At 37.5% G+C, this 12,825-nt stretch carries 12 protein-coding genes; 5 read left to right on the plus strand and 7 right to left on the minus strand.

The window, feature by feature from the left end; all coding sequences use genetic code 11:
• Window positions 1-349 precede the first annotated feature (349 nt).
• Window positions 350-2,524: a DNA topoisomerase III gene (locus CBM15_RS13995; protein ID WP_087617989.1), complete on the plus strand. Its 2,175-nt coding sequence runs from the start codon at window positions 350-352 to the stop codon at window positions 2,522-2,524.
• A 78-nt stretch (window positions 2,525-2,602) separates the two neighbouring features.
• Here the strand turns inward: CBM15_RS13995 and CBM15_RS14000 are convergent, their stop codons facing one another.
• From CBM15_RS14000 to CBM15_RS14015, 4 genes are all read right to left on the minus strand, one after another.
• The gene (locus tag CBM15_RS14000) at window positions 2,603-2,956 is read right to left on the minus strand and encodes a Clp protease ClpB (protein ID WP_087617990.1); all 354 of its coding nucleotides are present in this window, start codon (window positions 2,954-2,956) and stop codon (window positions 2,603-2,605) included.
• A gap of 63 nt (window positions 2,957-3,019) precedes the next feature.
• Window positions 3,020-3,370 (minus strand): hypothetical protein, encoded by a 351-nt coding sequence (locus tag CBM15_RS14005; protein ID WP_087617991.1) that lies wholly within the window; start codon window positions 3,368-3,370, stop codon window positions 3,020-3,022.
• Between the two features lie 73 nt (window positions 3,371-3,443).
• The gene (locus CBM15_RS14010; protein ID WP_087617992.1) at window positions 3,444-3,968 is read right to left on the minus strand and encodes a P-loop nucleotide/nucleoside kinase family protein; all 525 of its coding nucleotides are present in this window, start codon (window positions 3,966-3,968) and stop codon (window positions 3,444-3,446) included.
• A 50-nt stretch (window positions 3,969-4,018) separates the two neighbouring features.
• On the minus strand, window positions 4,019-4,717 hold the full coding sequence (locus tag CBM15_RS14015; RefSeq protein ID WP_087618056.1) for a Type 1 glutamine amidotransferase-like domain-containing protein: 699 nt from the start codon (window positions 4,715-4,717) through the stop codon (window positions 4,019-4,021).
• A 358-nt stretch (window positions 4,718-5,075) separates the two neighbouring features.
• On the opposite strand from CBM15_RS14015, the gene CBM15_RS14020 reads away from it, so the two are divergent.
• Window positions 5,076-5,468 (plus strand): glucosamine 6-phosphate synthetase, encoded by a 393-nt coding sequence (locus tag CBM15_RS14020; RefSeq protein ID WP_087617993.1) that lies wholly within the window; start codon window positions 5,076-5,078, stop codon window positions 5,466-5,468.
• A gap of 59 nt (window positions 5,469-5,527) precedes the next feature.
• Here CBM15_RS14020 and CBM15_RS14025 read toward each other — a convergent pair whose 3' ends face one another.
• Window positions 5,528-6,001, minus strand: a complete 474-nt coding sequence (locus CBM15_RS14025) for a sigma-70 family RNA polymerase sigma factor (RefSeq protein ID WP_087617994.1) — start codon at window positions 5,999-6,001, stop codon at window positions 5,528-5,530.
• A 903-nt stretch (window positions 6,002-6,904) separates the two neighbouring features.
• Between CBM15_RS14025 and proB the strand changes: the two genes are divergently transcribed.
• The 3 genes from proB to CBM15_RS14050 all read left to right on the plus strand — a co-directional run bounded on the left by proB (window position 6,905) and on the right by CBM15_RS14050 (window position 10,305).
• Window positions 6,905-7,987 carry a glutamate 5-kinase gene (proB, locus tag CBM15_RS14040; protein ID WP_087617995.1) on the plus strand — a complete coding sequence of 361 codons (1,083 nt, stop codon included), beginning with the start codon at window positions 6,905-6,907 and terminating at the stop codon, window positions 7,985-7,987.
• A gap of 12 nt (window positions 7,988-7,999) precedes the next feature.
• Window positions 8,000-9,265 carry a glutamate-5-semialdehyde dehydrogenase gene (locus CBM15_RS14045; protein ID WP_140405572.1) on the plus strand — a complete coding sequence of 422 codons (1,266 nt, stop codon included), beginning with the start codon at window positions 8,000-8,002 and terminating at the stop codon, window positions 9,263-9,265.
• 134 nt (window positions 9,266-9,399) lie between these two features.
• Window positions 9,400-10,305, plus strand: coding sequence for a DMT family transporter (locus tag CBM15_RS14050; RefSeq protein ID WP_087617996.1), 906 nt, complete (start codon window positions 9,400-9,402; stop codon window positions 10,303-10,305).
• Between the two features lie 58 nt (window positions 10,306-10,363).
• Here CBM15_RS14050 and CBM15_RS14055 read toward each other — a convergent pair whose 3' ends face one another.
• Window positions 10,364-11,560 carry an aldehyde dehydrogenase gene (locus CBM15_RS14055; RefSeq protein WP_087617997.1) on the minus strand — a complete coding sequence of 399 codons (1,197 nt, stop codon included), beginning with the start codon at window positions 11,558-11,560 and terminating at the stop codon, window positions 10,364-10,366.
• A gap of 134 nt (window positions 11,561-11,694) precedes the next feature.
• Entirely contained in the window at window positions 11,695-12,816 is a 1,122-nt protein-coding gene (locus CBM15_RS14060; protein ID WP_087617998.1) for a virulence factor, read from the minus strand.
• Window positions 12,817-12,825 lie beyond the last annotated feature (9 nt).

The following is a 12,825-nucleotide window of genomic DNA, read 5'->3' on the forward strand; positions in this document are numbered from 1 at the left end:
TACTCACCGAAAAAACATTTGACTTTACACAGTGTACAAATTTATCCTATTTCAGTCAAGACTATTCAGTAAATTCATTAATCTATTTGTCAAAATACGAATAATTCGTCATTTTGTCAATATATTATATGAGATTTTTATATAAAATGATATTTATTTGTTCAATTTTATAACATTTTTACAATAAAAAATAAATATAATTTGTTAGGCAGATGAAGTGTCACAATAGTTAAACAACCTTTCCGTCAATCCCTAGCAATGAAAAAATGTTTGTTCCCCCATTCTACTGCAAATTAATCTATAATTATTAGAAAAGAAGTTGTAATTATTATTAGTAGGAGAAGGATATATGAAAATAGTAATTGCAGAAAAACCAGACCAGGCTGCAAAATTGGCTGCCCCATTTTCATTTACTAAAAAGGCTGGTTATTTTGAAGTAAAGCCAAACACATATTTTCCGGAAGGTGCTCTTATAACATGGGCAATAGGTCATCTTTGTGAATTGAAGGCCCCGGAAGAATACAACGCTTCCTGGAAAAAATGGACATTGGAAACATTGCCGATCATTCCAGAACGTTTCGAGTATAAAGTAACGAAAACAAAATATAAGCAGTTTAATATTATTAAGACACTCGTGAAAAGACCGGATATTCGGGAAATTATCATCGGCGGGGATGCAGGGCGCGAAGGTGAACTTATTATAAGGACCATTTTAAAAGTTTGCGGCGTGAATAAACCAATGAAACGTTTATGGATATCATCGCTAACGGAAAATGCGGTGAAAAACGGATTTGCAAACTTACTACCGGAAGAAAAAACGAGAAATATTTATTTTGAAGCACTCAGCCGCTCCTGTGCCGATTGGCTAATCGGGATTAATACATCGAGATTGTACACGGTGCTCCTTAAGCGAAATGGAGTAAAGGATGTATTTTCCATTGGACGAGTTCAAACACCGACACTAGCACTCATTGTAAAACGAGAGCATGAGATTGCAAACTTTAAACCTGAACCGTTTTGGGAAGTGGAAGCGGAATTTAATTTTAACGGCAAGATACTAAAAGCGAAATGGCATAAAAATAGCGTGACAAGGCTTCTAGAGGAACGCCAAGCAATTGCTGCCGCCAATTTTTGCATCAATAAAAACGTAGAAATTACGAATATCAAAAAGGAAACGAAGGAATATGCACCACCTCTTTTGTTCAATCTGTCTGCACTACAGGCAACAGCAAACAAAGCGTTTAAATTTTCACCGCAAATGACGCTCGATATTTTACAGAAGCTTTATTTAAAAGGTGTCGTTTCCTATCCTAGATCAGATTCCCAATTTTTGACTAATGAGGAAGCGAAAACATTGCCGGCCATTCTCGGACAGCTAGGTAAGTTAGATCAATATAAAAATCTGTTGCCTCCACCGACAACTTCACTTATGAACAATAAACGGTTCGTGAATGAAAAAAAGGTAACCGATCACCATGCCATTATCATTACAGAACAAGTTCCGAATATGGCAAAGCTCAGTGCCGAAGAAGCAAAGATTTATGATTTAGTTGCAAGACAAGTCATTGCGGCACATTACAATAATGCCGTATTCTCCTATACAACGATTCACTCACTTGTCGAAAATCGTGCTGAGTTTATTTCTAAAGGGAAAGTATTGCTGGAGGAAGGTTGGCGCAAAGTCATTCATCATTCGAAAGATAGTGCTGACAAAGATGAACTGCTCCCCCTTCTGCAAGAAAATGAGCAAGGGACTGTCGAGAAGGCAAATGTAAAAAAAGGAGAAACCCAGCCGCCAAACCGCTATTCGGAAGGTAATTTAATTACAGTTATGAAAACAGCGGGCAAACATTTGGAAGATGCGGAACTGGAAAAGGTTTTATCGAAAACGGAAGGCTTAGGGACGGAAGCTACACGTGCCGGAATTATTGGTACACTGAAAGACCGGAACTATATCGAAGTGAAGAAAAACCAAGTGTTTGCAACGACGAAAGGAATGCTGCTCATTGAAGCACTAGGTGAAAGCATTTTAACGTCCGCTTCAATGACAGCTAAATGGGAGCAGCGCCTTTCTGAAATTGGTGAAGGGAACGCTTCCCCGCAAGTATTTATGGAACAGGTGAAAAAACTGGCCGATAAAATGATAGTAGATGCAGGCGAACGTGAAAAAGAGTGGGTATTCAACCAAAATGATGTGGAGAAAATTACCGAAAACAATCCATATACGAAAAAGTATAACAAAGTAAAAACAGTTATCGGTAAATGCATCCTTTGTGATGGATCCATTGTCGACCACGGTACTTTTTACGGTTGTTCGAATTATAAGAAAGCCAACTGTAAATTCTCGGTTTCCAAAAAAATTCTCGGAAAAACAATTACGCAAACGAATTTGAAGAAACTTTTGGCTTCCGGTGAAACAGACTTGATCAAAGGATTTAAAAGAGGCGGTAAAATCTTCAACGCCCACCTCATTTGGGACGAGAAGGAACGAAAGACAAGTTTTAAGTTTACAAATACAAAGTAATCAACTTCCTTTAAAAGATATCCCCCCGAAAGTTAGTGTCGAACATTTAACTTTCGGGGTAATTTTCTTATCTCTTAATCAATAATTTAACCTGTTATCATTCCTGTATTTTAACCACGCATCTATTTCTGTTTTCATAAATCTTTTCTGATTATCGAGCAATACATAGGGGATGAACTGATAAGTATCATAGCTGCTTAACCCCTCTCTTAACGAAGCATCATTCGATATAATGATTTCAATCGATTGTTCGCTTATTTGAAGGTAGTCAGCCAGTTGAGTGATTGTCATCAAATCTGGTATTGAACTACTGACATTTTGTGAATCTATATCGGAATTCGGTATGTTCGTTGAATTACTTAATATAAAAGCAGATATTACAACAGATAAACCCAACAGTACTGCTCCCATTAAATAAGTCGACTGTTTCATAATAGAGCCTCCTACTAATATATAGTTTATAAAACACTTTGCCTTTTTTTAAAAAAGCATTTATCATTTTAACTGTAATTGGATTGTTTCTGATTGACTGTTCCACTTTATAGTCGCTTTAAGTTCTGATCCTTCCGTTGCATTCGAACAGCCATAAGGCATAAAAAACATTCCATTTTCATCTAAAGAAATGGAGGCCCCTTCTTTATTATCCACACTAAACTCCAATTGCTCAGGCAGCGGATCATTATTTAGGTATTTTATATAGCCTTTAGTAGAATTGCAGCCATTATCGTCAGTCACTACATATTGAACTCTCCAATTTTCACTTTCACCAAAAAACACATAATCTTTTTGTATGCAGGCAGATAAAAGAGCAACACTAAACAAAAGGATTAACATTCTGCTTTTCATTTAAAATCCCCCTTTTTTTACCCTTTCCCACTTACAATTTCCTTAAATAAAAAAACAATATGCAGAGTATGGCTTACTCCTTAATAAAACGGATTACCTGATCTATGTATCTCTCTAAAGGTTGCTTAGTATTTACAACGATGTATGAACCTTCATTTGGTTTCTTACTATTTTCAATGGTAAATTTAAATGTTTCTTCTGAGCTGGCCACTTCAATTTGGCTAACCATCCTATTTCGGCTCTTCAATCTATTATTAATTTCTTGAAAATCATTCAGATAACACTCCACGTATTTGTATGTGATTTTGTACTTTTTTGACAACTCGATGCCTCGATCCACCATTTCCTGATAGAGGCATGGACTATCCAACAAGACATTTTGTCCTTGAGATAAGTGAAATTCCACTAAAGACCAATCAACATTGTAGGCCATTTTACCAACAAGTTTTTCATCGATCGAAATTTCCTCTAGCGACCTCAGTAACGCGGATTTTACAATATCATGATCTATTATGACTGCCCCTGTTCTCTCGGCAATCTGTCGAGAAAGCGTCGACTTGCCAGACCCCGGGAACCCGGACATTTGTACAAAAAACATACTTGAACAGCTCACTTTTATCAGAATTTTATTCACTCGTCTAAATTAAACTATTCAGAACCCATATATTCTGCATGGAGTTCCCTCTCTATAAGGCCCTTTTCCAGAGACACACTGTATGCCTTGGCATTTGGTCTTGAGCTTACGATTTTATGAATTTCCTGTTCTTTATAATGAATCGCAACGCCATCGTCTAAAGCAATTCCAGAGTGTAATTTATTGGTCTCCATCAGTTTATGATATGCAGGTCTTCTTTCGGTTTCTCCATCGTAATGCGGACAATTACTTCCCTTTAAAAACCCCAAACAGTGAATAGGCTCAAGTCCATCCCCATAGGAATCCGTCACCCCCTGTTCAAACCAACAGATTGCTCCTGCACTCAGCCCAGCTAAAATAACACCTTCCTCCCATGCTTTTCTCAAAATACTGTCTAATCCCCATTCCTTCCACAAAGCTAAAAGGTTTTTCGTGTTTCCGCCACCTACATATAAAATGTCTTTTTCTAAAACAAAACTTTCCAAGTCCCGAGAAGGTGGGTTAAATAAAGATAAATGTGAAGGTTCACAATTTTGGTCATTAAAAAAACTATAAAACCTTGATATGTATTGTTCGGAATCACCACTAGCTGTAGGAAGGAAACAGATTTTCGGATTAGCAGTCTTCGCTTGTTTTAAAATATAGCGATCTAATAACGGGTTATCGGGTTCCATTGAAAAACCCCCGCCACCCATCGCAATTATTTGTCTCATTTTCATTTATGTACTCCTTTCGTCCATATACACTCAAAATATTACCCTTATGATTTCAAGATTTTCTTCATTTCTCTCCAGCCCAGCCCTTCCTCGGTCACTTTTAACTACTTAATATTCATATTCTATAAAGTTCGTAATAATCCCTTTGATATCCAAACAATAACTAGGAGCAGCGTCATGAAGGAAGCTCCTCCTTTAACGATATGTTGATTTGAAATACATGTTCAAATCCATCTAAAACCGTTAACAGTGTTATTGACCAACAATAATCCTCACCGAGATAAATATTATCCCAATGTAGAAAATATGAACTTTTCAATGTTATACTAATGATACAAAAAGGGGGATTTATTTTATGGAGAAAAGAAAGCGGACGATATTTTGGATCATACCAATCGGGGTAATCGGGGTATTTTTTTATTTTTTCGGTCCACAAAAAGCCGTAACAGATAACGACTACATTACATATATTCATGCTACACCCGTTATGGAAAATAGCGATATTACAATAGAAGATGCCCTCAAAAATTATTGTGAAGAAAGCCGCTGGGAATATTTCCAAACTAAAATGATGGAGCATGTTGTGGAATTTAAAGGTAAATGCAATATTGATAACAAAGTACAGCCTGTTAATTTACAGTATGTTGTTGAAAAAGGACAAACAGATTACCGTATTGGGGCAATGCTTGTTGATGGTGAACAGCAATCCGAAGAGCAGCGAACAGCGTTTTTGGATACAATTCAATAAAACATTACAAAGTGGAAACTTCATAAGCTTCCACTTTTTATATATCAAAAACTCCTAAATTATATTAATAAACCTCTTAATTTCGACAATAATCGCTGCCGTCTTTTCTTTATTGTTTCATAATTCAGCCTATACTTGTCAGCAATATCCTTTACCGAAAGCTCTTTTTCATACAACTCGATCAACAGAAATTGCTCATCATTATTTAACTCCTCAAACCATTCGGGCCACTCCATATTAGATGTAATAAAATGATGTTGCGAATTAATGATCATTACGTCATCTTCCACTGTTAATTCATGCTCAGATACATGATTGGCTTTGGATAACGCTCGAATAATTGCATATTTAACGCTCATGTAAGCAAACATCGCAAAGTCCCCTTTTGATTCATCAAATTTTTGCAATGCCTGCCATAAAGCGATCCTCCCTACTTGCATATATTCATCAATATCTCGATAAATTTTAAGATTAAAAATGACCTTTTTTATTAATGTTTCATTTTCAAAAATAAGTTGCTCCACATCCAGCATGATTCCAAATCCTTTAAGCTGTGCACAACTGATTATTCCTAGGTACTACAAATTTAAAAAATAATTAAAAAGAAACAAAGTACGGATTTATCATGAAAAATAACATTTGAATAGAAAATAGTCGTAAAATTCACACTTTTATGCAGTAAATCGGTACAAAAAGAAGATTTTCGCATAGTTTTCAAATAAATCAGACTTAACGATATTGACAAAAAACCGGCTATCATGCATGCTATTAGAAAATATAAAGGCATATTGAAGACGAGTACGTAGCAATTGGCTAAACAAGAGAGCACATTCCACAGGCTGAAAGAATGGCATAGCAAAACCTGCCGAACCTACTTCAACAGCTCCTAGAAAAATAGGCGCAGACTCAGCGTTATGAGATGAAGTGGAATGCAAGTATTAGCGTTCAATTTAGGTGGTACCACGGAAACAGCACATTTCGTCCTAATCGATAGGATCGAAATGTGCTTTTTTAATGTAATAAAGTGAAACTACAATCAGTGGGGAATCTTTACCTCCCCTACTGATTGTTAGTTGAACCAATCGGGCTTTTACGAGTAGTTGACCTCCCGCCCAAATGCGGGAGTCTAACTACCCGTTAATGCGGGATAAAGTGAAACTACAATCAGTGGGGAATCTTTACCTCCCCACTGATTGTTAGTTGAACCAATCGGGCTTTTACGAGTAGTTGACCTCCCGCCCAAATGCGGGAATCTAACTACCCGTTAATGCGGGATAAAGTGAAACTACAATCAGTGGGGAATCTTTACCTCCCCACTGATTGTTAGTTGAACCAATCGGGCTTTTACGAGTAGTTGACCTCCCGCCCAAATGCGGGAGTCTAACTACCCGTTAAAGCGGGATAATTTCAATATTTCTATGGAAGGGGATTTTTTGGTGGAAAGAAAACGAGTTGTAGTAAAAATCGGAAGCAGTTCTTTAACAAATAGTAAGGGTGAGCTTGATCATGAAAAATTTCATGACCATGTTGCTGCCATTGCCACATTGAAACAGGCAGGTCATGAAGTCATTTTAGTATCTTCAGGGGCAGTAGCGGCAGGTTTCAAAAAACTTGGCTACCCTTCTCGACCAATTACCCTTAAAGGGAAACAAGCTGCTGCCGCGGTGGGCCAAAGTATATTAATCCAAGCTTATGCAGATAAATTTGCCACATATAATGTGACGTCCGCCCAAATCTTACTTACACGCTCTGACTTTAATGATAAACAGCGCTATAGAAATGCTTATGAAACATTAACAGAGCTATTGGAGCGTTCAATTATCCCAATTATCAATGAGAATGATACTGTATCTGTTGCTGAGTTGACTTTTGGTGATAATGACATGCTTTCCGCTTTAGTAAGTGGGCTCGTTCACGCAGATCAGTTAATTATTCTAACAGATGTGAATGGGCTCTATACGGCAAATCCTTTAACAAACGCAAATGCTGTTCGTATTGATCGTATCGAAAAAGTAACAGAAGAAATGCTTCAATTTGCTTCCGGGTCAAGCTCAAAAGTTGGTACCGGCGGGATGCAGTCAAAACTTGTTGCAGCCAATTATGCCGTCAATACAGGTGTCGAAGTCTTTATCGGCACAGGTATCGGCCATACAAAACTAACAGATATTCTCGATAATAATGGGGACGGTACCTATTTTGAACGCAATGAAAAGTATATACCGACAAATAAACAGTGGGTCCAGCTCTCAAAATCTTCCGGGAAAATTTTTATAGATGAGGGTGCAGTTCAAGCATTGCAATTTGGCGGAAAAAGTTTATTGCCGGCCGGTGTCTATGCATTTGAAGGACAATTTGAAAAAGGTGATGTTGTAGAAGTTTTTGACCGGCATATTTGTATCGGGCGTGGAGAAATTCTTTATTCTTCAACAGAATTGGAGCAAGCGATGGGGAAAAGAACGACAGAGCTTATGCATTACCCGATTGAAGTTATTCACCGGAATCAATGGGTCAAAATTTAAGGAGGTCATTTTATGTCAAAAACGATAACAAACGAAGTTGTGGAAAAAGGCAAGCGCGCAAAAAAGGCAAGCTATTTAACAAATACCAAATCAACAGCAGAAAAAAATGAAGCATTAAGAAGTATTGCACGGCAGCTTCTTTCCGATTTGGATGTTTTGCTGGCGGAAAACGAAAAAGATATTACTGCCGGAAAAGCGAACGGACTCGATCAAGCTACTTTAGATCGGATTTTACTGAATGAAAGCCGTATTCAGGCGATGAGCGATGCAATCTTACAGCTAATAGAATTAGAGGATCCTGTTGGTGAAGTAGTCGAACAGATTACGAAAGAAAATGGTCTGCGAATTATTAAAAAGCGTGTTCCACTCGGAGTTATCGGCATGATCTATGAAGCACGCCCGAATGTAACGATTGATGCAGCAACACTTTCGATTAAAACCGGTAATGCGGTCATTTTACGAGGCAGCTCATCTGCCAAACACTCTAATATTGCACTCGTTGCATCGATTCACCGCGCATTGGACGCTGTCAGCTATCCGAAAGACGCCGTTTTGCTTATTGAAGATACGAGCCGTGAAACAGCGAAATCTTTATTTACATTGACTGAATACTTGGATGTACTTATTCCGCGTGGCGGGAAGAACCTGATCGATTTGGTCGTGCGTGAATCAACGGTTCCTGTCCTCGAAACCGGTGCAGGGAATTGCCATATTTATTTGGACGAATTCGCTAATATTGAAATGGCAAAATCAATTGTAAAAAATGCGAAAACACAGCGTTTGTCGGTGTGCAATGCAGCGGAGAGTTTATTGCTTCACCAGAAATTTTTCCAAAACTACGGTACAGAATTTTTACATTACTTACAGGGTGAACTTAATATCAAAATCTATGGCGATAAAAAAGTATGTGCTGTACTGCCAGAAGCAATCGAGGCAACAGAGACACATTACGCTGAAGAATTTTTGGCGCTGACATTAAGTGTCAAAGTAGTGGAGGACGTAGTTGAAGCCGTCCATCACATTAATCAGTTCGGAACAAATCACTCGGAAGCCATTATCACGGATGATCGTCATAATGCTGACATCTTTTTAAATTCTGTTGATGCGGCAGCAGTATATCATAATGCGTCCACCCGCTTTACGGATGGATTTGAATTCGGGTATGGGGCTGAAATCGGAATTTCTACTCAAAAGCTGCATGCACGAGGCCCAATGGGTTTACCAGCATTAACATCTACTAAATATTATATTCATGGCAACGGCCAGATCCGTGAATAGTATTATCCTTCACCTTCTGTAAAGTGAAACTTCGATCATTGTCTGGAGGCGGAGTCTTGCCTGTGCCCCTACCCTTTCGAGGCAGATACATTTTACTACCCGTTAATGCGGGATAAAGAAAGCAGGTTCACCATATGAATGTACGTTCGATGCTTAAACTTACTATTTCCATGGCTATTTTCGGCTCTATCGGCTTCTTTACAACACAAACCGGATTGCCTGCAGTGGAACTAGTTTTTGTACGCTGTATATGTGCGACAATCTTTTTAGGCGGATTGTGGTTGATTACAGGTGGTCATAAAACAGAAGATTGGAACAGAAGCGAAGTGATGAAAACAATCGTTTGTGGCATATTTCTTGTCTTAAACTGGGTGTTTTTATTTAAAGCGTTCGAAGTTATGTCAATTTCAATCGCCATTTCGATTTATAATTTAGCGCCGATATTTGTATTAATTTTAGGTTCGGTTTTTTTGGCAGAAAAAATGGGAATTCGTTCAATTTGTGCAACAGCTATTTGCTTTTTCGGCAGCATTCTCATTATCGGTATTGAGAGCTTTACAAGCGTTTCGCAATTTATGAATTCAGGATTTATATGGGCGCTTCTTTCGGCCATTTGCTATGCACTGACAATGTTCACGAGTAAAACCATTCATGGCATGTCATCTTATGCACTAACATATATTCAAACGATTACCGGAATTATACTGTTGCTCCCATTTTGCGATTTTGCTGCTTTTGAAGGTTTAACGAATACAAACTGGCTCTACATACTTGGTACGGGTTTAATCCATACGGGATTTGTCTACTATTTATTTTTTGACAGTGTTCGAGACCTCCCTACTGTTATCGTATCAGTACTCGTATTTGTCGATCCGGTAGTAGCCATATTATTGGATGCTTTGCTGCTATCCTTCCGACCGGGTTTATTGCAAGTGCTCGGAATTGTACTCATTTTCGGAAGTATTTTATACACCGTTTTCTATCCTCAACAAACCGTAAACAAGGTAAAACAAGTAGTTCACAATAAAATCCAAAATTAAAATAAACTCTAAATAGTGGGCTGAATTTAAGCGCTTACTATTTAGAGTTTATTTTTTATTATTTAAACTGGACCAGTTGTTGGGGAATCAATATTTTATCTGCAAACCATATTTGCTGCAGTGTTGTTTTATCACCCATATAAATAACGACAATTTCAATCTTTTTTACCTTTTTGTAGTGGGTTACAGCCGATATCCAATCTTCTTCATTTGGAAAGTCATCAAATAGTAATTCATTACAGATTAAAAAGATTTTTCCGCTACTGCTATGGGATAATTCTAACTTCAACATCGTAAAGGCATAATTAATCACACCTTTATAGTTAATCGGTTCGGTTTTAAGTCCGAATGATTTATCCAGCTCAAAGTAATAATTATAATCTGTAGTATCTTTATGTGTAATCATTTCCTGATCAATTGCGTTTATGAATGGTAAAAAAACAAAATTGTGTTCATGTTTTTGTGAAAATTCCGAAACGGCCAGTGCCAATCCTTTTTGTAAAGTAAGGCTGCGTTTCATTGATATATCTTTTTGAACACAAAATACATATGTACTGTTCGGATCCAGACCAACTTTCAGAAATTGTTCTGTCTGAAATTTGGATTTCCAAAACAAAACTTCTGAAAAGTGTCTTGATTCAATATAACTCATTAATTTCTTTAAATTATCATTGCTGATTGTTTCCCATATCGTGTCACTGAATAGCAGTTCTACCGCTTTGGTTTCTTCCAGGGCTTCTTCGAAAATTCTGTCGTAAATAGAATTGAACTTAAATAAATTCAAGTACCAATTGTTTTGAATCTTCAAATGCATTTCGTGATAAATGTCCTTATTAACTTGATTATCGGCATGTTCCTTCACAAATTCATTCTTATATTTTTCGATCTTCAATGTTTTCCGCATATCCAGAAAATATTCTCTTTTAATTTTTTTCCATATGTATAGTGCTATAAAAAATTTTTTTACAGAGGAATTGGTTAAGTACTCAAAGTTCAATTTATCTAAATTTCTGGCAGAAAAAAATTCCAATATAAAAATCCGCCATTCTTTCAGTCTAATATCTCCATCTACAATTTCACTTTCATACTTTTCTCCAATTTCAAAAAGTGACCAAATATCATGAAAAAATAAATAAAAATCATCACTTTTCAATATTATGGAGTCAGTGCATTGTTCGGAATAAAGTAACTTTAACAGTGCCTCTTTACGCTCAGCGCTTAAAGAGCTAGGATTTTTCAACAATAGCTCCTCCATCATGGACCCACCTCTCTTTAGTATATTTTTAAATATATACCATATTCTCAAATTATACCATTTACCAAACGAAATAATGTAAATTTAAATACACAAAAAAGCTGCTGACGATTATTTCGTTAGCAGCTTAAATTTTATGCTTTGCGGCTTTCTGTCATTTGTTTCCATACTGATCCTTTAGCCTCTTCCCCGCCTTCAATACGGGCAAGCGCCATTTTTGCCTGCAGTTTTACTTCGAATTCTTTATCTTCACTCGCTATTTTTAATGCGTCAATTGCCTGCTCTGTACCTACTTCATACAAGTACATTGCCGCGCGCCAGCGGACGAGTTTATTTTTGTCACCTAATGCAGCGATCATGGCCGTCTCAAATTCCGGTAATCCTAAATCACTCATACAGTCGCCTGCTGTACGGCGAACGGCTGCACTTTTATCATTCAATGCCTTCGTCAAAGCTGGTACGACCGCAACATCTTCAATCATCCCTAAATAAACGGTTGCAAGGCGTCGTATCGACATTTGATCATCTTCCAGCGCTTTTTCGAACAAAGGAATATCCTTTACTTCCGGATCCGGTAACTGATCCAACAGCTGGAAGCGTTGCTGCCAATCTTCCACTCGCTCATATTGTTCTAATGTCACTTCTTTACGCTCTTGCGCTGCTGTGACAACTTGTTCGTTAGCAGACTGAACAATTGTTTCCACACGATCTTGCGGATAAAGTGCATCTACCTCTTTAAGCACTTCTTGTACAACTTGTTCTTTATCGCCATAGCGAACACCAAAATCGACCCATTTTCGTTCAAAAATATAATTTTCGTCAGTCACACTGAATTGCAGACGTTTAAAAGCTGTCGTGAAACGGTCTCCAGCGCTAATTCGCACTTCTCCTTCACCATCAAATGCTTTAATTTGCAATGGAATCGCTTTGTACATTTGAACATGTACATTTACTTCCCCATAATGCTCATTCATCTCATACTCCGTGCTTTCCGTTGCCTCTCCGCCAATTGCGCGGCGAATATCGGCTAAAATATTTTCCCATGCATATTTCGCATTACGTTCAATCGCCAGGAAGTTCGATACATGGTAAATGCCTTTTACACCTTCTACTCCAAAGATGGCTTGCATCTCAGGTGATGCCTCACCAATATTGTCTTTTGTATAATTAAAGCTTTTACCAAATGGTAAATCCTGATCGATGATTACTTTCATTGAATTTGGACTTGGTGTTGGTTCAATTGATAAAATTTTCATTGTTATGCT

Origin of the sequence: Solibacillus kalamii (assembly GCF_002174535.1) — a bacterium.
In the GTDB taxonomy this organism is placed as follows: domain Bacteria; phylum Bacillota; class Bacilli; order Bacillales_A; family Planococcaceae; genus Solibacillus; species Solibacillus silvestris.

What these genes read in the sequence shown, in the direction of transcription:
- CBM15_RS13995 (WP_087617989.1), top strand. Translation starts at nt 350, where the DNA reads ATGAAAATAGTAATTGCAGAAAAACCAGACCAGGCTGCAAAATTGGCT.
- CBM15_RS14000 (WP_087617990.1), bottom strand. Translation starts at nt 2,956, where the DNA reads ATGAAACAGTCGACTTATTTAATGGGAGCAGTACTGTTGGGTTTATCT.
- CBM15_RS14005 (WP_087617991.1), bottom strand. Translation starts at nt 3,370, where the DNA reads ATGAAAAGCAGAATGTTAATCCTTTTGTTTAGTGTTGCTCTTTTATCT.
- CBM15_RS14010 (WP_087617992.1), bottom strand. Translation starts at nt 3,968, where the DNA reads ATGTTTTTTGTACAAATGTCCGGGTTCCCGGGGTCTGGCAAGTCGACG.
- CBM15_RS14015 (WP_087618056.1), bottom strand. Translation starts at nt 4,717, where the DNA reads ATGAGACAAATAATTGCGATGGGTGGCGGGGGTTTTTCAATGGAACCC.
- CBM15_RS14020 (WP_087617993.1), top strand. Translation starts at nt 5,076, where the DNA reads ATGGAGAAAAGAAAGCGGACGATATTTTGGATCATACCAATCGGGGTA.
- CBM15_RS14025 (WP_087617994.1), bottom strand. Translation starts at nt 6,001, where the DNA reads ATGCTGGATGTGGAGCAACTTATTTTTGAAAATGAAACATTAATAAAA.
- CBM15_RS14045 (WP_140405572.1), top strand. Translation starts at nt 8,000, where the DNA reads ATGTCAAAAACGATAACAAACGAAGTTGTGGAAAAAGGCAAGCGCGCA.
- CBM15_RS14050 (WP_087617996.1), top strand. Translation starts at nt 9,400, where the DNA reads ATGAATGTACGTTCGATGCTTAAACTTACTATTTCCATGGCTATTTTC.
- CBM15_RS14055 (WP_087617997.1), bottom strand. Translation starts at nt 11,560, where the DNA reads ATGGAGGAGCTATTGTTGAAAAATCCTAGCTCTTTAAGCGCTGAGCGT.
- CBM15_RS14060 (WP_087617998.1), bottom strand. Translation starts at nt 12,816, where the DNA reads ATGAAAATTTTATCAATTGAACCAACACCAAGTCCAAATTCAATGAAA.